Source organism: Runella sp. (genome assembly GCF_965279615.1).
Classification (GTDB): Bacteria; Bacteroidota; Bacteroidia; order Cytophagales; family Spirosomataceae; genus Runella.
This window is the reverse complement of sequence record NZ_OZ257252.1, coordinates 4,085,129-4,108,322: the sequence shown is the minus strand read 5'-3', so window position 1 is coordinate 4,108,322 and position 23,194 is coordinate 4,085,129. Positions and strand designations below refer to the sequence as shown.

At 42.9% G+C, this 23,194-nt stretch carries 26 protein-coding genes; 19 read left to right on the top strand and 7 right to left on the bottom strand.

The genetic code is table 11. The annotated features are described in order from the left end of the window. Window positions 1-70: 70 nt before the first annotated feature. The 3 genes from ACQY73_RS17525 to ACQY73_RS17515 all read left to right on the top strand — a co-directional run bounded on the left by ACQY73_RS17525 (window position 71) and on the right by ACQY73_RS17515 (window position 2,309). Entirely contained in the window at window positions 71-829 is a 759-nt protein-coding gene (locus tag ACQY73_RS17525) for a ThuA domain-containing protein (protein WP_428653174.1), read from the top strand. Window positions 830-989: 160 nt separating this feature from the next. After that, window positions 990-1,649: a porin family protein gene (locus ACQY73_RS17520; protein WP_428653172.1), complete on the top strand. Its 660-nt coding sequence runs from the start codon at window positions 990-992 to the stop codon at window positions 1,647-1,649. A gap of 117 nt (window positions 1,650-1,766) precedes the next feature. Beyond that, on the top strand, window positions 1,767-2,309 hold the full coding sequence (locus ACQY73_RS17515) for a DUF4385 domain-containing protein (protein WP_428653170.1): 543 nt from the start codon (window positions 1,767-1,769) through the stop codon (window positions 2,307-2,309). 244 nt (window positions 2,310-2,553) lie between these two features. Here the strand turns inward: ACQY73_RS17515 and ACQY73_RS17510 are convergent, their stop codons facing one another. Beyond that, on the bottom strand, window positions 2,554-2,820 hold the full coding sequence (locus ACQY73_RS17510) for a hypothetical protein (protein WP_428653168.1): 267 nt from the start codon (window positions 2,818-2,820) through the stop codon (window positions 2,554-2,556). Between the two features lie 152 nt (window positions 2,821-2,972). Here ACQY73_RS17510 and ACQY73_RS17505 point away from each other — a divergent pair, with 152 nt between their 5' ends. The 5 genes from ACQY73_RS17505 (at window position 2,973) to ACQY73_RS17485 (ending at window position 8,026) form a co-directional block, all read left to right on the top strand. Continuing rightward, complete coding sequence (locus tag ACQY73_RS17505) at window positions 2,973-4,166, top strand: AI-2E family transporter (RefSeq protein ID WP_428653165.1); 1,194 nt, start codon at window positions 2,973-2,975, stop codon at window positions 4,164-4,166. A 160-nt stretch (window positions 4,167-4,326) separates the two neighbouring features. Next, window positions 4,327-6,141: an alpha-amylase family glycosyl hydrolase gene (locus tag ACQY73_RS17500; protein ID WP_428653163.1), complete on the top strand. Its 1,815-nt coding sequence runs from the start codon at window positions 4,327-4,329 to the stop codon at window positions 6,139-6,141. A gap of 28 nt (window positions 6,142-6,169) precedes the next feature. After that, window positions 6,170-6,628 carry a hypothetical protein gene (locus tag ACQY73_RS17495; RefSeq protein WP_428653161.1) on the top strand — a complete coding sequence of 153 codons (459 nt, stop codon included), beginning with the start codon at window positions 6,170-6,172 and terminating at the stop codon, window positions 6,626-6,628. Window positions 6,629-6,754: 126 nt separating this feature from the next. Beyond that, on the top strand, window positions 6,755-7,147 hold the full coding sequence (locus ACQY73_RS17490) for a hypothetical protein (RefSeq protein ID WP_428653159.1): 393 nt from the start codon (window positions 6,755-6,757) through the stop codon (window positions 7,145-7,147). 84 nt (window positions 7,148-7,231) lie between these two features. Further along, entirely contained in the window at window positions 7,232-8,026 is a 795-nt protein-coding gene (locus tag ACQY73_RS17485) for a transglutaminase-like domain-containing protein (RefSeq protein WP_428653157.1), read from the top strand. 149 nt (window positions 8,027-8,175) lie between these two features. Here ACQY73_RS17485 and ACQY73_RS17480 read toward each other — a convergent pair whose 3' ends face one another. Both ACQY73_RS17480 and ACQY73_RS17475 read right to left on the bottom strand, forming a co-directional pair. After that, window positions 8,176-8,742: an RNA polymerase sigma factor gene (locus tag ACQY73_RS17480; protein ID WP_428653155.1), complete on the bottom strand. Its 567-nt coding sequence runs from the start codon at window positions 8,740-8,742 to the stop codon at window positions 8,176-8,178. Window positions 8,743-8,803: 61 nt separating this feature from the next. Beyond that, window positions 8,804-9,355 (bottom strand): ferritin-like domain-containing protein, encoded by a 552-nt coding sequence (locus tag ACQY73_RS17475; protein ID WP_428653152.1) that lies wholly within the window; start codon window positions 9,353-9,355, stop codon window positions 8,804-8,806. Between the two features lie 138 nt (window positions 9,356-9,493). Here ACQY73_RS17475 and ACQY73_RS17470 point away from each other — a divergent pair, with 138 nt between their 5' ends. The 3 genes from ACQY73_RS17470 (at window position 9,494) to ACQY73_RS17460 (ending at window position 11,454) form a co-directional block, all read left to right on the top strand. Beyond that, window positions 9,494-9,745 (top strand): hypothetical protein, encoded by a 252-nt coding sequence (locus ACQY73_RS17470; protein WP_428653150.1) that lies wholly within the window; start codon window positions 9,494-9,496, stop codon window positions 9,743-9,745. Window positions 9,746-9,789: 44 nt separating this feature from the next. Further along, window positions 9,790-10,167: a hypothetical protein gene (locus tag ACQY73_RS17465; protein WP_428653148.1), complete on the top strand. Its 378-nt coding sequence runs from the start codon at window positions 9,790-9,792 to the stop codon at window positions 10,165-10,167. 84 nt (window positions 10,168-10,251) lie between these two features. Next, window positions 10,252-11,454, top strand: coding sequence for an NAD(P)/FAD-dependent oxidoreductase (locus ACQY73_RS17460; protein ID WP_428653146.1), 1,203 nt, complete (start codon window positions 10,252-10,254; stop codon window positions 11,452-11,454). A gap of 80 nt (window positions 11,455-11,534) precedes the next feature. On the opposite strand, the gene ACQY73_RS17455 is transcribed toward ACQY73_RS17460, so the two are convergent. Further along, on the bottom strand, window positions 11,535-11,900 hold the full coding sequence (locus ACQY73_RS17455) for a response regulator (RefSeq protein ID WP_428653143.1): 366 nt from the start codon (window positions 11,898-11,900) through the stop codon (window positions 11,535-11,537). Between the two features lie 259 nt (window positions 11,901-12,159). Between ACQY73_RS17455 and ACQY73_RS17450 the strand changes: the two genes are divergently transcribed. From ACQY73_RS17450 to ACQY73_RS17440, 3 genes are all read left to right on the top strand, one after another. Further along, window positions 12,160-12,492 (top strand): YtxH domain-containing protein, encoded by a 333-nt coding sequence (locus ACQY73_RS17450; RefSeq protein WP_428653141.1) that lies wholly within the window; start codon window positions 12,160-12,162, stop codon window positions 12,490-12,492. Window positions 12,493-12,558: 66 nt separating this feature from the next. After that, window positions 12,559-12,924 (top strand): phage holin family protein, encoded by a 366-nt coding sequence (locus tag ACQY73_RS17445; RefSeq protein WP_428653139.1) that lies wholly within the window; start codon window positions 12,559-12,561, stop codon window positions 12,922-12,924. Next, entirely contained in the window at window positions 12,914-13,402 is a 489-nt protein-coding gene (locus ACQY73_RS17440) for a hypothetical protein (protein ID WP_428653137.1), read from the top strand. The genes ACQY73_RS17445 and ACQY73_RS17440 overlap by 11 nt, the downstream gene beginning before the upstream one ends. Here the strand turns inward: ACQY73_RS17440 and ACQY73_RS17435 are convergent. Continuing rightward, window positions 13,395-13,841 carry a response regulator gene (locus ACQY73_RS17435; protein WP_428653135.1) on the bottom strand — a complete coding sequence of 149 codons (447 nt, stop codon included), beginning with the start codon at window positions 13,839-13,841 and terminating at the stop codon, window positions 13,395-13,397. The two genes, ACQY73_RS17440 and ACQY73_RS17435, sit on opposite strands and share 8 nt — an antisense overlap. A gap of 37 nt (window positions 13,842-13,878) precedes the next feature. After that, complete coding sequence (locus ACQY73_RS17430) at window positions 13,879-15,273, bottom strand: sensor histidine kinase (RefSeq protein ID WP_428653133.1); 1,395 nt, start codon at window positions 15,271-15,273, stop codon at window positions 13,879-13,881. A gap of 261 nt (window positions 15,274-15,534) precedes the next feature. Here ACQY73_RS17430 and rpoN point away from each other — a divergent pair, with 261 nt between their 5' ends. From rpoN to ACQY73_RS17405, 5 genes are all read left to right on the top strand, one after another. Next, window positions 15,535-16,956: an RNA polymerase factor sigma-54 gene (rpoN, locus tag ACQY73_RS17425; RefSeq protein ID WP_428653131.1), complete on the top strand. Its 1,422-nt coding sequence runs from the start codon at window positions 15,535-15,537 to the stop codon at window positions 16,954-16,956. 144 nt (window positions 16,957-17,100) lie between these two features. Then, complete coding sequence (locus tag ACQY73_RS17420; protein ID WP_428668400.1) at window positions 17,101-18,570, top strand: sigma-54-dependent transcriptional regulator; 1,470 nt, start codon at window positions 17,101-17,103, stop codon at window positions 18,568-18,570. A gap of 3 nt (window positions 18,571-18,573) precedes the next feature. Beyond that, window positions 18,574-20,187, top strand: coding sequence for a sensor histidine kinase (locus ACQY73_RS17415; protein WP_428668398.1), 1,614 nt, complete (start codon window positions 18,574-18,576; stop codon window positions 20,185-20,187). Between the two features lie 35 nt (window positions 20,188-20,222). After that, complete coding sequence (locus tag ACQY73_RS17410; RefSeq protein ID WP_428668396.1) at window positions 20,223-20,693, top strand: response regulator; 471 nt, start codon at window positions 20,223-20,225, stop codon at window positions 20,691-20,693. Next, complete coding sequence (locus tag ACQY73_RS17405) at window positions 20,693-22,150, top strand: ATP-binding protein (protein WP_428668394.1); 1,458 nt, start codon at window positions 20,693-20,695, stop codon at window positions 22,148-22,150. The genes ACQY73_RS17410 and ACQY73_RS17405 overlap by 1 nt, the downstream gene beginning before the upstream one ends. A 144-nt stretch (window positions 22,151-22,294) precedes the next feature. On the opposite strand, the gene ACQY73_RS17400 is transcribed toward ACQY73_RS17405, so the two are convergent. Next, window positions 22,295-23,161 (bottom strand): hypothetical protein, encoded by an 867-nt coding sequence (locus tag ACQY73_RS17400; protein WP_428668392.1) that lies wholly within the window; start codon window positions 23,159-23,161, stop codon window positions 22,295-22,297. Between the last annotated feature and the right edge of the window lie 33 nt (window positions 23,162-23,194).

The following is a 23,194-nucleotide window of genomic DNA, read 5'->3' as shown; positions in this document are numbered from 1 at the left end:
GATCAAATCATACATTTCAAAAAGTAGTTTTGTACAGCGGCTTTCTTTTATCTGAAAATACTGTACAATTATGAGAAAATCGTTTTACCTCTGCGCTTTACTTTTGGCAGTTTCCCTTGGTTCTTTTGCTCAAAAGAAGAAAAAAGCTGCTGCTACCAAAGATGCCATACTTGTGTTTGCCAAAACGGCGGGCTTTCGCCATGCTTCTATTCCTAAAGGTAAGCAGGCATTGATGCTGCTTGGTGAACAAAACAAATTTGCGGTGGATACCACCGAAGATGCTTCTGTGTTTACGTTGGACAATCTTAAAAAATATAAAGCCGTGGTGTTTTTGAGTACCACCGGTAACATTCTCGACGAAGCCCAACAATCGGCTTTTGAACAATACATCCGTGGTGGCGGCGGTTTTGTGGGTATCCACGCGGCAGCCGATACTGAGTATGACTGGCCATGGTACAATCAGTTGGTGGGCGCTTATTTCTTAAGCCATCCCAAACAACAGAATGTCGATGTAGTGGTCAATGACCATACCCACCCTTCTACTGTCATGCTTCCTGACCGTTGGAAGCGTTTTGACGAGTTGTACAACTACAAAAAAATCATTTTAGGAATCAAGGTACTGGCTACGCTTGATGAGACGTCGTATAAAGGTGGAGCCAATGGGGTAAATCACCCTTTTATTTGGTACCGTGAGTTTGATGGAGGCCGTTCTTTTTATACAGGAGGAGGTCATACAGACGAGTCGTATGTAGAACCCTTATTTGTGCAACATTTGCTGGGGGGAATAGAGTATGCGATAGGTCGTAAATCCGCAAAGAAACCGATGTAAGGGGTTACGTTGGTAATTTAGTACAATCATGCGCAGTCGGTTCCTTACGGAGCCGGCTGCGTTTTTTTATGCTCTTTTTGAGGCGTCAATTCCCCATTGGAAGCTATGGAGCTGCCGGAATGTGTTTTTTATAGGTATAAGAAACAAAAACATTAAAGGCATGAAAACGAACGTATTACTTCTGACATTACTCTTGGTTCAGGGAGTGGCTTGGGCGCAGGACGGAACAAAATTTTTTAGTTTAGGGCTTCGTGCAGGAGCCAATGTTTCTCAATTTAGAGGCAATGATTTATCACTCAGCAATGCTGAAGGAGTTTTTCAGTTGAAAGACAACAGCAATCGTGTTTGGGGCGCTACGGGAGGTATATTTATGCGGATCGGACGCACTTTTTACGTACAGCCTGAGATCATGTTCTCGCAAAAAGGCGGAGAATTCAGTCTGTATGACGGCAAAGCTACCAACACAAAAAGCTTTAAAATGACTAACTTGGATTTTCCGGTCATGTTTGGGGTTAAGATCGCGCGGTTCTTACGGATCAACGCCGGTCCCGTGGCAGTATTTAATATCGGCCATAACGGAAACCTCGAAGCAGCATTTAATGATTATACCAATGAAGACAATTTCGACAGCGCTTTTCGCCGCGCCGCTTTGGGGTATCAGGCGGGTATAGGGCTTGATTTCGGCAAGTTGAATTTTGATATACGCTACGAGGGAAATGTAACGGATGTCGTAAATCTTAAACTCAGCAATCCACAGGCTCAGGCTCAGTTTGAGCGCAAGGTCAATCTTTTGCAAGCTACTATCGGCGTTGCATTTTAGGAAAAAATACAAAATAAGAGGGTTGAAAAGTTAGATCATTCTACACTTTTCAACCCTCTTATTTTTGCATATACCCAACTTTTACATTCTCGTTTTTGTCTTCTCACTCCTCACTTTATGTCTGCCTATATATTTGATTATTCGCTTGACTTTAAGACTGTTGACTTTAAAAAATCACCTTACCTATACCGCATTGGGAAAGGCGAGCAGGGTGTATTATTGGTAGAGCCTTATAAATCAGAATTGCTGCCGCTTTGGAAATTTAAGACGGTAGACCTGGCACAGGAATCGGCAGAAGCTATTTATAGAAAGTTTGAGGAATACGTTACAGAGCAGGATTTTGTAGGTGCCGATATGGCCCGAAAATTCCTGCAAATGGGCTTTACCCGAGCGCGCCGTTATGCCAACCACCCTACAGGCCGTAAATACGCTACTGATAACGGAACCTTGACGCCTGCTGAGTACCCTTATTCGCAAGGCAGCAAATACAAAGCTGGAAATGCACCTTTAGCGCAAGCCGATGATGCACTGTGCAATGAAAAAGCGCAGGCCGCAGCCATTTTTAAAGAATACTGGTTTAAAGCAAAAGATGACGAAGTTTATCAAAAACTAAAGCAGGAGTTTGTAGAGAAACTGAAAATGAAGGAGTCGGAACGTTAAAAATTTATTTTTAACGTTCCGACTCCTTCGACTTTAAAGTGAATTTACAATAAATAACCTTTTAGGGCGGATAAGTGCTTTTCAAAATTGCGGGGCATTATTTGCGGGCTGTTTGACCCCAGATGGGGTCATATATTTGTAGAAATTAATCTGTTATCTACAAACATGTGACCCCGGATGGGGTCAAACAGCCTTTTATATTTTTCAGTTTAACATTTTTCGGTTTTTCAGTTACTTAATCTACCTACTTCTGAAAAACCTCTTCCTGTCCGTTCACAACTACTTCGTCGGGCCCGTTTACAATTTTTTCCTGATTATCGGTTGCATTTATTTCATGCTTCTGCGTGTCCGGGCTTATTTGTTTATCCGGTTCTATTTCAGGAGGAATCGTTGGTTCCGGAATTTCAGGCTGATGTATTTCCGGTTGAGCCGGATGAGGTACAATATCAGGTGATGGATGCGGCTGTGCTGGTGCCGGCGTTGGCTCCTGACCGGGGATTTGAGTTTGCATGGTTATCATAATCAATTTGATTAATGTTAGTATGTAGAGAAATCAAAAATCTATGCCACTCTTTTTGGGGAATATTTACCACAAATCAAGGTTTTATGCATTGGAATAGGATTTTTATCATAAAGATCAAATTCAAAAAATAGTCAACAGTCATGCCTCCGATTCCCCAAAATTTCCAGTTGCCGTACGTGGCCCGATTAGCATTTGCGCTTATCAGCATCACGATATTGGTGTACTGGATGTACGTTTTAGGTTCTATTATTACGCTTCTGTTATTTTCGATCATCCTCTCGATCGCAATGTATCCTATTACTGTGTGGCTTGAGCGCAAAGGGTTTCATCGGATGGTCGCCATTACGATCTCGATTTTGGCTTTTTCGTTGGTTGCGGCGGGTATCGGTACATTGTTGGTCTATCAGGTAACGGATTTTTCGAAGATGCTTCCTCAATTGATTCAAAAAGTCAATGCTTCGCTTAATAAATTACAGCTGTGGGCCTATGACAGTTTTAATATTCCCCCAAGCCGTCAGTTGAAAGAACTTCAGAAGTACTATCAGAATTTGGCCGAGAGCGGTGGTTCCATAGTAAGTACAGCTGTGAGTACCACTACCACTATGTTGGGAAATCTGTCCATTTTGCCTGTATACATCTTTTTTCTGTTGTATTACCGCGATATGTTCAGGCAGTTTTTTTGCAAAGTGTTTATTTCGGCCAAAAAAGCGCAGGTACATGAAGTAATGGGCAAGATCTATGAAGTAGTACACAGCTATTTATCGGGCCTGTTTATCGTAACGCTTATTGTAGGTACACTTAACTCGGTCGGTTTGCTGATATTAGGTATTCCGTCGGCGATCTTCTTTGGTTTTTTAGCTTCTATATTATTGATTATTCCCTACATCGGCATTTTGATCGGTTCTATTTTGCCGATAGTGGTTGCGCTCGTGACCAAAGATTCGCCGATGTATGCAGTGGGTGTGGCGGGCATATTTTTCTTTGTTCAAATGCTCGAAGGCAACGTTATTACACCCTACATTGTCGGCTCCAAAATCAGTGTTAATCCCTTGGCAGCTATCATAGCTTTGTTTTTGGGAGGCTCACTCTGGGGCTTGGCCGGCTTGGCGCTGGCATTGCCTTTAACGGCGATTATAAAAGTGATCTTCGACGCCGTGGAATATTTGAAGCCCTATGGCTACCTCATGGGCGAGCCCGAAGTCTCGAAGGAGCGGGCTGTGAAAAGTCGAAAGGTGCAGCAAATTGAACGGGAAGTTGTAGATACGATCACGGATACAACCAACGAAGTAAAATCACTCTTCAAGAAAAAACGCTCCGAAAAGTCAACAGCGTAATGTAAACAAATTGGGGAAGGTATTGCCCATTATTGTTCTCTACTCCCCATTAATTAGAATGGGGCTTATTTGGCATGAGATTTTTGGCTTCTAAAGTGTGTAATAAAAGTAACATTCTACAAATCAACACATCATCAACTATTCAAAAATACATATACCCATGGAAATCGCATCAGAAGTAAGTTATCCTAAAAGTAAAGTAGGCGGGATGGGCGCGATTGTGATGGAAGAAGGAATTTCCTTTAGAGTTTGGGCTCCTAATGCAAAAAAAGTTTTTGTAATGGGAGATTTTAACGAATGGCAGCGAAATACGATTCCGCTCATGCGTGAGGACAACGGTTATTGGTCGGTAGAAGTACCTCAAGCCACCACCGGACAGCAATACAAATATGTACTGAAAACCAAAGAAGGGGAATTGATTCGTAATGATCCTTACGCCCGCGAATTGACCAATTCCGTAGGCAACAGCATCGTTCACGACCCATCTTTTGATTGGGGAGAGGAAGAGTTTCAGCGCCCTAATTGGAACGAAATGGTGATATATGAACTCCATGTTGGGAGTTTCAACGTCAAAGAAGAAGGCAGGCCCGGTGATTTTTACAGCGTCATTGAGCGACTTAACTATTTCAAAGCTTTAGGCGTAAATGCCATTGAGATCATGCCGATTGCGGAGTTTCCCGGCGGCTATTCATGGGGGTATAATCCCGCGCATCCGTTTGCGGTCGAATCAGAATACGGCGGCCCGAAAGGCCTGAAAGAATTGGTAAAAGCGGCACATGCCAAAGGTATTGCCGTAATGCTGGATGTGGTTTATAACCATTTTGGCCCAACCGATATGGACCTCTGGCAGTTTGACGGCTGGCAGGAAAACGGCATGGGAGGCATTTATTTTTACAATGATTGGCGCGCTAAGACCCCTTGGGGTGATACACGGCCCGATTATGGTCGCTCGGAAGTACGCCAATACATTCGCGATAATGCCATGATGTGGTTGGAGGAATATCATCTTGACGGATTGCGGATGGACATGGTTCCTTACATACGAAACGTCAATGCCGATGAAAATCCGGCCAATGATCTGAAGGATGGCTACAGCATGATTCAATGGATAAATTCTGAGATACACGCCAATTTCCCCGGTCGCTTTACCGTCGCTGAAGATTTGCATAGTTTAGACTGTATTACAAATTCCGTTGAAAACGGTGGACTTGGATATAGCAGCCAATGGGATGGTGAATTTGTACATCCGATCCGCGAAGCGATCATAAATATGCACGATGAAAATCGTGACATGAATTTAGTGGCTAAATCAATCACGCATCGCTATAACAATGATGTATTCGAACGGGTCATTTATACCGAATCACACGATGAAGTTTCCAACGGTAAAGCCCGCGTAGTGCAGGAAATTGCCGGACAGGATGATGTAAATACATGGTACGCCAAAAAACGTTCGACACTTGGCGTAGCATTGATGATGACTGCTCCGGGAATCCCGATGCTGTTTCAGGGACAGACCATTTTGGAAGATAAATGGTTTCAGGATACTGATCCCGTTGACTGGAATCGTTTTTCAGAATTCAAGGGTATTGCAAAACTGTACCGCGATCTGATTTACCTTCGCCTTAACAGAGAGGGAGTTACGAGAGGACTTACGGGTCAGAACGTACAAATTCTGCACATCGACAATGATCGCAAATTGATCGCTTTTCAACGTTGGATGGATGGCGGTGCAGGAGACACTACCGTAGTGATAATGAATTTTTCTCAGCAGGCTATAGAAAATTACTCCATAACTTTTCCTGAAACGGGAATGTGGAAAATAAGATTTAATAGCGACTGGGAGGGATATGACAGTGATTTCAATAATTCTTTCGGTTATGATACCGAAGCACAAGGACAATCTGAAAAAGAGCCGTTCATTGCTAATGTATCTATCGGGCCATACAGTGCGGTCATTTATTCAAAAGATTAATGTATTGTTTCATTTAAATCAAATAACTATGAAAACGCTGAAAATGCTCTCTATATCAGTAATGGTTTCCGGTGCTTTATTGATGGCAGGATGCTCTCGCGAAGACAAACGGGAAGCCGCCGATAAAGTGCAGGATGCACAGGATAAAGTGGAGAACACCGCCGATAACGTAGCTCAAGATGTAAAAGATGCCGGCAAAGAAACGGCCGCAGAAATAGAAGCTGAACGTAAAGAAATGGCGGCCAAAATAGAAGATCGTAAACTGGCCATTAAAAACGAACTGGATCGCATTGATGGAAAAATTAAAACGGCTTCTGCCAACGAAAAAGTGAAATGGCAGGCGCGCCGGGAAGATCTGAAAGACGATATGAACGATTTGGATAACCAATTGGCCGAAGTCAAATCAGATGTAAAGCGTGATTGGAAACAATTTAAGCGCGACCTGAATGCTAAGATTGACAAAGTTCAAAAAGATATTGAAGATTAAGATTAATAAGTAAGCAAGTAACTGCTTCCAACTAAGCCGAAAACACTCCGGCTTAGTTGGAAAAATACATATAGTATCAAAATACCAACGTTAGAAAAATCATCAACATCAAACCCACTAGTGAAAATGGAAAGTGTTAAAGATTCGATAACGGTGCAGTTTAGAAAGCTATGGTCATTGTACCTGCGCCGGATGCACCTATGCAAAGAGCTTGAAAAGCAAACACTTACGGATGATAAGCAAGCTTTTGTCAAGCATTTTTATAACGAAACCGACCTCTTTTTGAGTGAGGTCAACAAGTTTGATTGGGTAAGAGGACAGGTATGCCTTCCGGCCATTACGGATTGTCAAAATCTACATGATACCGACAAGCAATTGTTGATAACCTATACACGGTTGCAGTTAGATCCTTCCTGGGAGCAGGAATACCCTGAACTGGCGCGTTTTTTAATGCGTAATCTGGGTAGGGTAAAGGCTTCGCTTCGATTACTGCGTTATTTGACTTCTCCATCATATTAATTAAATGATACTTACTATTTTGCATTATCTTTATCTGATCAAATCGTCTTCTCTAATTTTTGTTTAATTTACGTATTACCCCGCATGAAACTTAAAGGAAAAAGTGTTTTTAAATACACTGTTAATAATCCTACGCCTGTACAAATGCTTTTGCGTTCAAGACGGCAGGAAGGACAATCAATCGTCAAAGAAGAATTTAACATTGAACCCACGGTTACTTTCGTAGAATTTATTGATCAATTCGGCAATCAGTGCCAACGCACGGTCTTGCCCGTAGGCGATGTTACGATTACTATGGAAGTGGAAGCCCTCGTGGAGCCCGGCATGGCTCCGCCGCAGCCGTTGCCGGCCTATGTACCGGTAGAAGAGCTTCCTGACGATGTCATGATGTACTTATTGCCCAGCCGCTATTGTCAATCTGATTTGAACGAGATCAAAAATCTTGCATCGAATATTGTTGGAAATCTGGAAGCCGGCTATGCGCAGGTAGAAGCCATCAGAAACTGGATTCACCAAAATATAAGCTACCAATATAATACAACCAATTCGGCTACTACGGCGTTGGATACATCCTATCAACATGTGGGTGTATGCCGTGATTTCACGCATTTAGGGCTGGCACTTACGCGCAGTATGTCTATTCCCGCACGTATGACCGTAGGCTATTTAGACAAGCTTGAATACATGGATCTGCACGCTTGGTTTGATGCGTATGTGGGCGGTAAGTGGTATACGTTTGATGCGGTACAGGAACAAACGCACGGCAGCAGAATTGTGATAGGATACGGACGAGATGCGGCTGATGTGGCAATGATCACTCAATTTGGCAATGCGCAACTTCAATCATTGGAAGTAACAACGGAGGAAATACCGGAATAAGAATACCGGTCTCAAAGAAATTTGAGTTGAAGAAATAAATTTTAAAGAACTACTTGTCAATGAATGGTTTGCTTCCTAAGAGCTACCACGTTGCAAGTAGTTTTTTCTTTTATGATGAGTTGCAAAAAACTAACCCATATCTATGTAGGTTAGTTTACCATCGCAGCAGCGTAAGTAGGATTGGCTAAATGGAAGCGTAAGCTTTTAATGGCCAGACGGATACGGGTTTTTACCGTGCCCAAAGGCAATTGGAGGCGTGCGGCGGCTTCGTTTTGCGTATAACCTCCCCAATACACCATTTCAATGATGGTTTTTTGTTCGTACTTCAATCGAGACACCAGTTCGCGAAGTTCACTGTTCTCAATTTCACCAAATATCGCCTGATTGCTTTCAATCCAATAAGAAGCTGAATCAAGGTCTTGAATTTCAGCGCGTTGTCCGCGAAGGTAATCAATGGAACTGTTGCGGGCAATGTTGAGCATCCACGTAAAAAAGCGTCCTTTGCCGGAATCATATCTGGTAATATTTGTCCAGATCTTGATAAAAACCTCCTGAAGCAGGTCCTGAGCAGCTTCTTCTTTCACCACAATTTTCAGCACAATTCCGTAAAGAGCATCGGAATAATTTTCGTAGAGGTAGTTAAAAGCGTGGCGATCCTGTTTGAGTAGCATTCTGATGAGATCACTTTCAGAATAGCTAAGTACATTGTTTTTCATAATCTCTTTTTTAAAAACATTCTTAATTTTTATGCAGAATCATGGGTAAAATGATGTACCCTTATTGCTGTTGTATCTTTAAGGCGGCCTGTTCAGCTTGAGTACTGTTGGTGCGTGGAGTAAGTGTCTGAATGATCTTAAGAGAACTTTCAATGGCAGCCTGTTGCCGAAACAAAACTCCTTTCAATTCTTCGTCTTGTTGTATGGCTTCTTCTTTAAGCGCAGTTATGTATGCCTCGATGGCTGATTTATCGCCAAATTCGCAGGATTCAAGCAGCCCGATTCGATTATTTCCCGTAAGTGCGGTTTTGAAGTCCAACCATGCCTGATGAATGTGTCCACCGGTTGTGCCACCGGTAGCAGGCTCGCCTCCCATTTCCCTGATGTATGCGCCCAGTGTTTCGGCAAAATTGACGCTCTCGTTCAGCATACTCGTAAAGAGTTGCTCTAAATCTCCATCCTTGGTTTCATGAGATGCCTGATGATAGCCCGCAATGCGATCATTGTTAATCTGAACAAGTTCGTTAAGGGTATTGATCACATTTTGATTAGGGCGTTCCATAGGAAGAATTACAATAGTTGGGATAGTGTAATTCTTAAAAATCAATACCATTCATTTTAGGGTAAAATTGAGGAAATTGAGCTTAAGTGTGTGGTTTTTTTACCCCAACATTCGGGAAGGTCTTGCCGGCATTTGATTTTCTTATACTGAATTGTTCAATAACATTACTTACCTAAATCAGGACTAATCATGAACGAATTGGATAAAAATAAAGAAAGAAGAAACTTAGAAAAAGAAAGTGTAAGTGATGATAAAAAATCCCAAAAAATATCAGCACAGACCATTTTATTGTTTGTTCTTATCGTCGGTGTCGGACTTATGATATTTGCATATACGAGTGGCTACTTTACGACCGGTTCCGAAGGGAACAATAGAATGGGCCCCGTAACAACTGAAGATACAACGATGGTAAACAAAAGTGACACCATCATTGGCAATTAATTAGTTTATTCTATACCATATCAATTATAATAAATACCAAACTCATGAAAACGACCAAAGAAGAAGTACTTGAAGATGCTGCAAAACACAAAGCAGAAACCGTAGAAAAGAAAGCGGAAGTAGCAAAATCTGAATTCAATGAAAAGGTGGATGACGTTAAAATAGGCGCCGTCAACCTGGCTGAAAAAGCAGAAACAAAGTGGGAAAATTTCAAAGATAAAGCGGCCGACGCTTGGGAAGATACCAAGGATAAAGCCGAAGATGCTTGGGAAACCGCCAAAGACAAAGTGCAAAATGCTTGGGGCGATACCAAAGATAAAGCCGAAGAAATCTCTGATAAAGCTGCTGCCAAAAAAGCAGAAGTAAAAGAGGAGATACGGGAAGAAAGAGAAGAAAAAAGAGAGAGAGAAAGACAAAACTAGCAATAGTTACTTCGTGCCTCGGGCGGTCCTTTATAAAGGTCGGCCGAGGCATTTTTGTTTTCAATCACTTCTTAACAGTGTAATATGGACTTACGCACCGAATCGCCTTATTGGCTGATGAAGAATGGCTTTCTTTACTCGTATCCTTCTCTCAGTCAATCGCTTACTATCGATGTAGTAATTATGGGCGGCGGCATAACAGGCTCTTTGATCGCCTACCATTTGGCTAAAGCAGGTATTCCGGCCATCGTGGTGGATAAGCGAAAAATAGGCATGGGCAGTACGTGTGCCAGCACGGCCTTATTACAATACGAAATAGACACGCCGCTTGCAGAACTGGCTGAGTATGTTGGGGTTCACAATGCCTCTCGCAGCTATTTACTATGTTTGGAAGCGATCGGCAAAATTGAAAAAATAGCGCTCGAAATTGGGAGCAAAGCAGGGTTTCAACGGCGTCAGAGTTTTTATTATGCTTCAAAAAAGAAAGATGTGCCGCTGCTCGAAAAAGAATTCAAGTTGCGTAAAGCACTCGGAATTGACTTGGATTTTTGGCCAAAAGAAGCCATTGAAACCCATTTCCCGTTTTCGGCACCGGCGGCATTGATGTCGCGGGAGAGTGCTCAAATTGATGCGTATGCATTTACGCACGAACTCTTGCAGACGGCCCAAAGAATGGGTACGCAGGTTTTTGACGATACGGCCATAACCCAACTTACGCATCACTCCCGAGGCATAAAACTCGTGACGGAACATGGTGATGTGATCAACGCAAAAAAACTGATCATTGCCTCAGGATACGAATCGCAGGCGTATTTGTCCAAAAAAACAGTTGATTTTAATTCTTCCTTTGCAGTAGTAAGTGAGCCATTTTCGCAAGTTGATATTTGGTATAAAAACTGCCTTATTTGGGAAACTGCCCGCCCTTATCTATACATGCGCACCACCGACGACAATCGGGTATTGGTAGGTGGCAAAGACGAACCTTTTTATAGCCCAAACAAGCGTGATGCACTTACTAAACAAAAAGCAACTCAACTGGCAAAAGCCTTTTTGGCCCATTTCCCTGATTTACCTTTTCGGGTCGATTTTGAATGGGCCGGTACCTTTGCCGAAACCCGCGACGGATTGCCTTATATTGGAACAAACAGCGAGCGGCCACACACTTTCTTTGCGATGGGATTTGGAGGCAATGGGATAATATTCAGCTTGTTAGCGGCCGAAATTATTCGAGATGCGCTCGCAGGGAAAGCCAATAAAGATGCAAAAATCTTTGGGTTTGAACGCTGAAAGCAGCCAATGGCAATGCCTAAACAGAAGAGAGATAGCAACAAAAAACAACAGAAGCGATAGATAATTTTTGAAATTACCTACACAATTATTTTCTCAATTTTAGTCATATCAAGTGGTTTTTCAACAAATCCATCGGCTCCGGAAAGCAAAGCACGATCGCGCAAACCACTCATGGCGGTAATCATCACTAACTTAGAGGAAGGAGCTTTTTCACGAAATTTTTTGATCTGCTCGATTCCGATGCCGTCAGGGAGATTATTGTCCAGAAATATAATAGTGGGTTGCTCTTCCGTGGCTTTTTGTAAACCCTCGGCAAGGGTATGCGCCCGGAGCGAAACAATCCCAAAACGTTTTAATACCATTCCTAACAAAAGACAAGTATCGATCTCGTCGTCAATAATCACTGCCTTTTGATTAGAACTGGAAAAGGCCTTGTTACTCATTTCAGTTAATAATTAATGGTCAATAAGTACTTTAATTCATTTCAAGTTCATTACTATTTAATAAAAAAACTATGCCGGAGTATATATAGAGCGTTATACCGAATACACACTTTGCCCCGGATTGGGGAAAAGTACCCACATAATTTTTTTTTATACTCATTAAACAACATACCTAAGGCGCTGTAACAGGGTGGAATAAGATTTTAATCACCATGAATCGACAAAATAGTTAACGTAAATCTTTTAAACGCATAATGCCATGACAAGTAATTCAAAAATAGTTTTAGGACTTGCTACTGCTGCTGCTGCCGGTGCAGTAATTGGTTTGTTGTTTGCTCCTGAAAAAGGAACCGAAATCCGTGACAAAGTACGTGAAACTGCCAATGGTTTTGCTTCAGATTTGCTTGATGCCCTTCAACGTGGCCGCCAACAGTATACTGAAATAAAAGACAATGTTGAAGATAAAGCAAAAGAGCTTAAATCAAAAGCAGAAGATAAAGTTACGGAAGCAAAAGATCGGATTACGGATGCAAAAGATCGCGTAAACGATGAAGTAGATAACGTAAAAAATAAAGCACAACGTTACGCTTAATCATTTAAGAAATCCCAAAGATTCCTGCGGGATATTCTCGCAGGAATCTATAAACCCTATTGAGCCATGCAAGTGATAGATTCCGCAAATGAGATAAAAGATCAGGCCGCCGATTGGTTTGACCACGCTTCCGATTACTTTGAAGCGCGTTGGAATTTGGGCGTTTTGGAAGTATCCGAAAAAACAGCAGGTGTGGTATCAAGCCTTGCTTCTGCGGTTATCATAGGCACAATCGGTACAATTACATTGCTGTTTGTAAGCTTGGGAGTAGCTTGGCTGATCGGCCAACAACTCAATAGCCCTGCCTTAGGTTTCTTTATAGTAGCAGGGTTTTATGCATTGGTGGGTATTATAATGTATATGGTCAAAGACAAACTGATCAAAGTACCCGTCGTTAACTCTTTTATAAAACGATTCTATTATGAAAGCTAAGCTCGAAACATTGGACGATTTACGCGCAGAACGGGCAAGGTTGAAGAATCAGCTGGAGTTGTCGCGCGTGAAGATGCACAATAACATAACCGCCATAAAAACCGAGATCAATCCTGCTCGTCAGGCAGTAGGTGCGATCAGTGATTTATTGACCACTCCCCGAAAAGGATTGCTTAATGTTGGCGTCGGCATTGGCGTAGACCTTATATTGAGAAGAGGGTTGTTGGCGCGTGCAGGATGGTTGCCTCGATTGGTGGTTCCTTTCATTGCGCGCAACATTGCCACGAATTTCATTCAGAAAAACAAAGCGTCTTTGCTTGAAAATGCCCTGATATGGGTAAAAAAGAAGACCGAAAAACCGGTAAAAGTGCAGGTTGAGCAGAAGCTGTTACCCGCCGCCATGACTCCTCCGGTGGAAGGGCAAAAACCAAAGCGTGTCAATCATCGCATAGACCACTCAAAGCTTAGTGTTAATTAAGGAACCGACTGGCTTCCGGTACAACGGGCAGTTGGGTGAGTTTGATCCAGAATTTAATGAGTGTAGTGATAGTATCGTTGAAAACATCAAAAGACGAGGGTTTGGCTATATAGCAGTTGGCCCCCAGATCATAACAATCGTTGATATCTTGCTCGGCTTTGGAAGTGGTCAGAACCACCACCGGGATTTTACGTAAATGAGGTTCTGATTTTAATATCTTTAACACTTCTCGCCCATCCATTTTGGGCATATTCAGATCCAATAAGATAAGACCTACTAAATATTCGTTATTGCTGCGACGAATGTATTCAATAAGTTCGATCCCATCTTTCACATAAACGGTAGGATTTACCAAGCCGCAGTCATCAAATACCGACTGAAGCAAAAATCGGTCATCGGCGTCATCGTCAGCTATTAAAATAGTGGCTTGTTTGTTCATAACGAAAGGTAGTGTATTGACGGTTTCCGGTCAACTTTCAGGTAGGTAAATATACATGAAAAATTGAACCTTCCTGATTCGCTCTTGCTTCAGCGATGATAAAACCGTTATGGTTGGTAACAATCCTCCGACAAAGTGCAAGTCCAATGCCTGTTCCCTGGTACTCGGTTCGATTGTGCAGGCGTTGAAAAATAACAAAAATCTTCTCGGCATAAACAGGGTCAAATCCGATCCCGTTATCTATAAACGAAATCCGGTGGTAAATGTTATTCTTCTGCATGTCGCCGATATTGGGAATTTCACTGCCTGTCGCTTTTCGATAATCAATTTCGATGAGTGGAGGGACATCGGGCTTACTGTACTTAATGGCGTTGGAAATGAGGTTGTTAAACAATTGAAACAGTTGAAATTCCATGCCCTGCACTGTAGGCAGAACTTCTGAAATAATAGTGGCATTTTTCTGAGAAATTGTTTCGTGCAATTCTTCTTTTACCTCCCTGAAAACAGTATTCAGATTTACTTCTTCAAATACTCGCTCCTTCAAATTGGCCGTACGTGAGAACGTCAACAGATCATCAATGAGTTGTTGCATACGAATAGCCGATTGATTTATTTTGAGCAAATTTGTTTTTCCATCTTCGTTCAATAGTTCTCCCTGTTTCATTTGAAGTCGTTCGCTGAAAGCCCGCATCTTGCGCAGAGGTTCCTGCAGATCGTGCGAGGCCACATAGGCAAATTGCTCCAACTCTGCATTGGCCCGTTCCAGATCGGTCAGTTTTTCTTCAAGCGTTTTCTGAAAAGCAATTCTGCGCCGTAGCTCTATGTATAGCAATCGAAAAAATACCAACAAAAAAGCCAACGAAACGGCGGAAAGCAAGAACAGATAGAAGTTGGTGCTTGAGTCGGCATTTTTCTGGAGCCCACTTCGATAGGAGAGGAGCAAACGCTCATCATTGTCAAGTTCTTTGCACAAAACGCGGATATTGTCCATGTGCATCTTGCCTTCACTTAATTTGGAGGTGTCAATGGGATAGCCGTTGCGCGCTCTTTCAATGTTGTACTCAATGAGATTGAGCCGATGGCTTATTTCGTCTTTTATACTTTTCACGCGTTGCATTTGCCGGGGATTATCTCTCACCAATAAATCCATAGAGCGCAATATGCCCTTCAGATTGCTTCTGCCATCGCCGTAAGGTTGCAAATACTTTTCTTTGACAGTCAATAAATAGCCTCGTTCGCCCGTTTCAATTGTATTCATTGTTGCCAAAATATCCTTATTTTTAAGCCTTACCCGATAAGTATGATTTACATCTTCGGTACGGTGATTTGATTCCATAATACGATCATGTGCCAACCAACTTAAGAAAGCCAACATGGATAAACTAACCCCCATTGCCAAAAAAATTCCTAAAAGAGCATTACGTAAAACCATAAGAAATTATAATTGAGGTATTTAATCTACATATTTATGTAGAAATAATTGCCCAAATTGAGTAAAAAACACTATTGGTCGTAAACTATAAAATTAGCAAAGTTGTTTTAATAAAAAAGTTTTTTGATATAAACACCTGATTAAAAGTGTTTTATTAGTAAGAAAGAAAAAAGAAGACGATTAAGTAACTCATTAGAATCTCTGAGGCATCCGATTTGGTAGTTGATTACCAAAAAACGTTGTCCAACCATGGCGGCTCCCATGCTAAACCTTATACAAACGCAGAAGCAAACGCTGAAGATATCTCCGGCGCAGATACAACTGCTGAATTTTCTACAACTTAATACGCTCGAACTTGAGCAGCATATAAAAAATGAGCTTGAGGAAAATCCAATTCTTGAAGAAGGAGCGGATGATTCAAAAGAAGAGTTTGATGCTTTTGATGAGGGCGGTTTAAATACAAAAGCCGAAGATCGTACCCAAGACTACATGGACTGGGACGAGTTTAGAGACGACGATACGCCGGATTATCGTACCCGGATCAATAACTTTTCGGATGACGATGACACGTATACGCCTCTAATGGTGGAAGTAACTACGTGGAGAGATGAATTGAAAGAGCAATTTCACCTGCTGGCACTCAACGAACGTCAGCAGTTATTGTCTGATTTTGTGGTAGATTCTCTCACCGATACCGGCTATCTTAACTATAGTGCAGGCGCAATTGCCGACGATGTTTCGTTTACAAGCGGCATATTTGTGGAAGAGGAAGAAGTGCAGGAAATAATTCAATTACTGCGTAAAATGGACCCTCCGGGTCTGGGCGCCCAAGATTTGCAGGACTGTTTGCTGTTACAATTGGAGCGTTTACAGGGGCCTGAAGTGGGCATTGCTACAAAGCTCATAAAGAATAATTTTGAGGATTTCGCAGCTCGTAATTACGAGAAAATGATGAAATCCAACAATCTGACATCCGATCAGTTGAAAGCCATTGTGGCCCTCATCGGTACGCTGAATCCACAACCTGTTATAGGAAGCCAGACGGATAGTTTAGTTATTAAAGACAACATTGTCCCTGATTACGTTGTGACCGTTGATGGTGATTTGATTGATGTAGAGTTGAATAACCGACGTATCCCACCCCTGAAAATCAACAAGACGTACGCCAAGGAAGTAGGAGGAACACGCGCCGCTAATACATACGTAAATTCAAAGCTAAACGCGGCAAATTGGCTTATTGAGGCCATTCAGCAGCGGGAAAATACCATGTTGAAGTCCATGCGAACCATCGTAAAACTTCAGGAAGATTATTTCAAAACAGGCAATGTTCGGCTGCTTAAACCAATGGTGTTGCGTGATGTGGCCGAACGGATCAGTATGGATGTATCCACGATCTCACGGGTAACGAGCGGAAAGTATGCGCAAACTCCTTTCGGCGTTATTCACCTTAAAGACCTGTTTACGGAAGGAGTACTGACCCAAAGCGGTGAAGAAGTTTCCAACCGACAGATCCAATTGGTCTTGGTGGAACTGGTGTCAAAAGAAGATAAGCAACACCCGTTTAATGACTTTCAATTGGCTGAAATGCTGGCCGACCGCGGTTATCCGGTGGCTCGGCGAACAGTAGCCAAATACCGTGAACAGATGGATATCCAAGCGGCTTCGTTGCGGCGGGTTTTGTAGACTGAACGGGTCAACAAATTCAGCAGAGAAGCCATATATAGTTGAAAATAAATCAGGGCGCTGACTTACAGATTATAGTCGTCATAAAAAGGCGGTGAAAAGTGGAATAGAAAGCGCACACAACCTCAAGAACTTTTGAGTTAAATGGCACAGAGAATACTGGTTATAGACGACGACACCGACATTTGCTTATTACTACGTCGTTTTTTAAGCAAGAATGGGTTTGAGGTGGCTGTTGCCCACAACGGAGTAACAGGGTTGTCTGTTTTGGAAGACTTCCACCCCAATTTGGTCCTTACCGACTTCAAACTCGGGGACATGGACGGGGCAACGATATTGACGCGCATTAAGGAAAAATTTCCTCATTTACCCGTACTCATCATTACGGGCTATTCTGATATAAAGATAGCCATCAATGTAATGAAACAAGGGGCATATGACTACATTACCAAGCCGCTTTTTCCGGACGAGATCTTACTCACTATTCGAAAAGCGCTCAGCCATTCCGAGACACAGGAGCAGGGAAATCAGCTTACGGGCGAAAATGAAAACGGCTCTGCCGGCACTTCTCGCCGAAAAGCTACTCAAACGCAATACATTTTTGGAGAAGGACCCGAATCTACCTATCTCTATAAGCAGGTAGACTTGGTAGCTCCGACCAATTACAGCGTACTTATTTACGGTGAAAGTGGCTCGGGAAAAGAAGCCGTTGCGCTCGAAATCCATAAGCGCAGCAAACGCGCATCCGGCCCATTTGTGGCAATGGATTGCGGGGCTATTTCGCGTGAACTCGCTGCCAGTGAGCTATTTGGGCACGAAAAAGGGTCTTTTACCGGAGCGCTTGCCCAGAAGATCGGCCATTTTGAAATGGCCAATGGCGGTACTCTTTTTCTGGATGAAGTAGGTAACCTTCCGTACGATGTGCAGGTTTCGCTGTTGCGGGTAGTGCAGGAACGAAAACTAAGACGTATTGGCGGTAACCGTGAAACAGACGTAGATGTACGCCTGATCGTAGCCTCAAATGAGCGGCTGATCGAAGCGGCTCGTCGAGGTAAATTCAGGGAAGATCTCTATTATCGTTTTAACGAATTCAGTATTGATGTTCCGCCTTTGCGTGAGCGTCGGTCTGACCTGTTGATCTTTGCCCAATTTTTTCTGGATAAAACCAACAATGAACTGGGGAAGCATGTTAAAGGATTTACACCTGAGGTTGAACGAGCGTTTCGGGATTATCCCTGGCCGGGAAATCTTCGGGAATTACGCAATGTGATCAAGCGCTCTACGCTCCTCACGGAAGGAGAATATGTGGATGCACGAACGTTGCCGTTTGAATTACTGAACTACGATAGGCTATTATTTCTTGAGCCCAATGCCGTAAATCCACCTGTTGTTCAGGACACAGCTCCTCTGCCTGTTTATGAAGCGCCCAGTGCTCCCAAACCACAGACTGCTTCTAAGGTAGACCTAAAATCGGCAGCGTTGGAAGCTGAATATGAAATGATTCTGAATGTACTCAAACAAGTTAATTTTAATAAAAGTAAAGCCGCTCAAGCGTTGGGGATAGATCGTAAAACACTTTATAATAAAATGAAAAACATTAATTTAAGTAATTAAGTGATGGTGTTTGCCGAGATACCTGCCGCTGTACAAGACACTTTTCGACTTGACCTTACGGGGAAACAAGTAGAAAGGTTGTTTCAGATTTCACCCGATCTGGTTTACATCATTGATATGAACCGGCGTCAGATGGTGTTTATCAGCAAGCGGGTGGAGGATATGCTCGGTTATTCATACGACGATATTCAGCAACTGGGAGGTTCGTTGGTTTCGATGTTGGTGCATCCTGATTTAACGCGCTTTTTAAAAGAAACATACGAACGATTTCTGGCACTCAACGAAGGAGAAAGCTTCGAATTTACGTTTCAAGTACGGCACAAAAACGGCAGCGTTCGTACCATTCGCAGTCGGGCTACCGTGTTGGTCTATGATGAAAACGGCAATAATCATCTCATCATGAACATGGCCGAAGACATTACCAAAACACTGGTGCATGAGATGGATCTGCAAAAAAAGCAGTACCAGATCCACGAAACAGAGGTTATTTTTAAATGCGGCAGTTGGGAATGGCAAAATACCGAAAAGATCATTCGATGGTCTGAAGGGCTGTTCAGACTGATGGGCCTTTCGCCCGAAGATTATCCGGACAAGTGCATAACCTTGCCTTTTTTTGAAAGCTTTATCCTCCCGGAAGACCTGCTCCGCGTTCAAAACTATACAAAACAGTTGGTTGTCGACAGAAGAGAGAATTTTGAGATCGAACATCGCATCACTGATGCGAGCGGTGCTTTAAAATACCTCACGCTGCGGGCACGTTGTTATTATGGAGAAGATGGAAGATTGGCTCGGGTAATAGGTGTAGCCGCTGATCGGACCGAAATAGAAACCTACCAAAAAGAACTGGAACGGCGACTGGTGGCACTCAAAAAAAGCAATCAGGACCTGGAACAGTTTGCGTATGTGGCCTCGCATGATTTGCAGGAGCCATTGCGTAAGATCATCGCTTTTGGCGAGCGACTTGACAAAAAATACAAAGAGCAACTTGGCACCGAAGGCCAATTTTTTGTGGAGCGCATGACCAATGCCGCTTACCGAATGAATGGGTTGATCGAAGATCTGCTGACCTATTCGCGCGTGTCACGGCAAACGGAGTCCCATACATTGATTTCACTCGAAGAAGTGGTAAAAAATGTAATGGAGGATTTGGAAGTAAAAATTCAGGATAAGAATGCTGTTATATTGATTGATAAACTACCGCCTATTGAAGCCCAACCTGTACAGATGCACCAACTTTTTCTTAATCTAATAGAAAATGCACTAAAATTTACCAAATCATCTGCGGCTGTGGCTCCATTAGTAGAAGTAAAGGCGCGTAAGGCTACGGTTCAGGAAATCAAGGCAATTGTTCAGCTTATTCCGCACGAAACCTACTATAGGATAAGTGTTACTGACAACGGTATTGGTTTTGAACCGGAATATGCCGAACGAATTTTTGCTATTTTTCAACGATTGCATGGCCGCGCAGAGTACGAAGGTACAGGATTAGGGCTTGCGATTTGTCGGAAAATAGTAGAAACCCATCATGGTTATATTGAGGCTCATGGGAAAGTTGGTGAGGGAGCCGAATTTATTTTCTATTTACCACACAGACAGCACGACACACCGGTGAGTTAGTCTGTATGAACCCTGCTATAACTAGCTGATGTATTATGAACACCACAGAGATTCGTGAAGCGCGAAAAAGCGTTATGATTTTAATTGCCGACGATGATGAGGATGACCGGATGTTTACGAAAGAGGCATTTGAAGAAAATTACCTGCTGAACGAAATTCGCTTTGTCAATGATGGTGTTGAGTTGATGGACTATCTTAAGCGCCGCAATAAGTACAGTAACCCTGCTGACAGTCCGCGTCCGGGCATTATTTTGCTGGACCTCAATATGCCCAAAATGGACGGACGCGAGGCGCTGAAAGAAATTAAATCAGACCCAAATCTGCGGTCTATCCCGGTAGTGGTACTCACTACTTCAAAGGCTGAGCAAGACGTTTTGCAGACCTATGATCTAGGGGTTAATTGCTTCATTACCAAGCCCGTATCTTTTGCGGATTTCATAGAAGTAGCCCGTACGGTCGGGCATTATTGGTTTGATATTGTTCAACTTCCCAACTCCTCGGAATAATGCAGAAAGACACCATTAGACTACTCATTGTAGATGATGATGAAGATGATTTTTTCCTTACGTCAGATTACCTCAAAGATATTCGAAACAAAAAGTTTGTCATTACGTGGGCCAGTTCTTTTACGGAAGGGATCGATCAACTGACGCATGCCAAATTTGATCTGTGCTTCTTCGATTTTCTGCTCGGCGCCAAAACAGGTATTGATCTTTTAAAAGCGGCCATTCAGAGCGGAGTAAGCTGCCCCATCGTACTTCTAACGGGCAAAGGCGACCAACAGGTGGATGTAGAAGCCATGCGGTTGGGAGCTATGGATTACCTCGTAAAAAGCGAATTGGATCCCGAAAAACTGGATCGTTGCATTCGTTATGCGCTTGAGCGTTCTGCCGTTTTGCAGCGCCTTCGCGAAAGTGAAACGCGGCTGCGCGGAATTTTTGGCCAGTTGAAAGACGCCGTTTTGCTCAAATGGCCCAAAGGACTTATCTTTTATTACAATGATACCGCGCTCGATCTTCTGGGATACGATGAAGCTGAAATTTTGCAAACACAGTCGCAGGATCTTTTTGCGATTCCGGCGCAGCATTCTATGTATGTCCATGCCTTGGAAGAAAAAGGCCTGGTAGAGAATTTGGAAGTGTGGTTGGTACGAAAAAGCGGCGAAAGAGTGCTGTGCTCGCTTCATGCCAGCAAACAGAATGATAGCGAAGGGAAAGTGTATTATTTGCTTGTTATTCAGGATATTACGGCGAGAAAAAAAGTAGAGCGTGATAAATTGTTAGCCGAAAAATCAGCTTCAACCGCGCGGCTTGTGCGAACACTTGCCCACGAAGTTCGCAATCCGCTCACCAATATTCACTTGTCTTTAGATCAGTTGGAAGCCGATCTGCAGGACGATGATCAACGCCTGTTTGCGGATATTATCCGTCGAAACGGCAAGCGTATTAATGTTTTAATTACCGAACTTCTCAATTCTTTTAAACCGCAGGAAGCCGTATTGAAGCGGATTTCCATCCATGATCTGTTGGAGCAAACTCTTAGTGAGGCTATTGACCGTTTGAGCTTAAAGAAAATTACGCTCAACAAAAAATACGGCGAAGACTGCCTGTTGCTGTTGGATGAGCCAAAGATAAAAATAGCATTGCTTAATCTGATCATCAACGCGATTGAAGCGATGGAAGAGGGCAAAGGAGAACTTACGCTGTCGACGCATATTGCAGGAAATTCCTGTTATGTGAAAGTGCAGGACAATGGTTCAGGAATAAGCCCGGAAAATATTAACCGCCTTTTTGAACCCTATTTTACTTCTAAATCAAACGGTTTGGGGCTTGGTTTGGCCGCTACACTGACCATTTTGCAATCACATCGTGCCACGGTTGAGGTAGAATCGGAAGAAGGAAAAGGCACAACTTTCACCGTGACGTTTCCGTTGGGTGAAGTGCAAATGGTTCAGGAAAGCTGAAAAATAAACAGTGTGCCGGGTTGTGAGCAACCCGGCACACTGTTTCCAAAGACAACGGGCTGTTCATATGAACAGCCCGTTGTACGTTTTATGATAGGCTAAGCGTTGATCATCAAGGATTAATATGCGTAAAATCAAGCGATTTTAGTGAGAAATGACAGTGGTATGCGTAGGAGTGTGCGTTGTGCCCACTACCTTCACTTTTCCGGTTCTGAACAATGAACCCGTTGTTTCAGCAATAACCGCTATACTTACAAGTAAAATCCCGAATACCGTTGACCAAACCACAAAACGTTGGTAAACTTCAGCATCTAACCGAGCCATAATCACTCCGATAAGTGCCCAAATAACGGCCAAGCCAATGTACGCATTCTTAAGCTTGAGTAAAGCATAACTACTGATTACGGCACCAACAATAACCATCACTGATGCCCAAAATACTTCCCCCTGCCCCCAGCCGTTCCAATTTGAGTAGACTAATAAGGCCGTAACATTGGCAATCGTTGCGATACATAACCAGCCTAAATAAACCCCAAACGGTGCTTTAATGGAAAAACGTGAGTTTTTGGCTAAGAAAGGAGTAAGCGTATCGAGGCGAGCATTGAGGTTTATCAACTGTATGAGAAACAGCGAAATAATAAAAACCGAGAATACAACGTACTCATAATGCCAGGCAAAGATCCAAACCATGTTCAGAATACAGGTGATGATAAAACGCGGGCCTACCACCGAAACCGTTTCGGCCGTGGCAGCATCGGCTTGACTGCTGAAGAGTGACTTACTTTGTTTAACACAAAACACCAACAACAGCAGATAGATCACGCCCCAGATCGCGAAAGTGATCGGAGCGGGAACAAATAAATTCGGATACTGATCGGAGAGTTGACCCGTCGTTTTATCATTAATAGGCAACGCATTCGCCAAATAGTTAACAAAGACCATTGCCAAAAAGAAGACCCAATTCAGCACCTGATAGGCCTTGACTGCTGATTTATTCAAAAACGTTTTCATAGAATTTAAAGTTAAGTGACTGATTATATATAT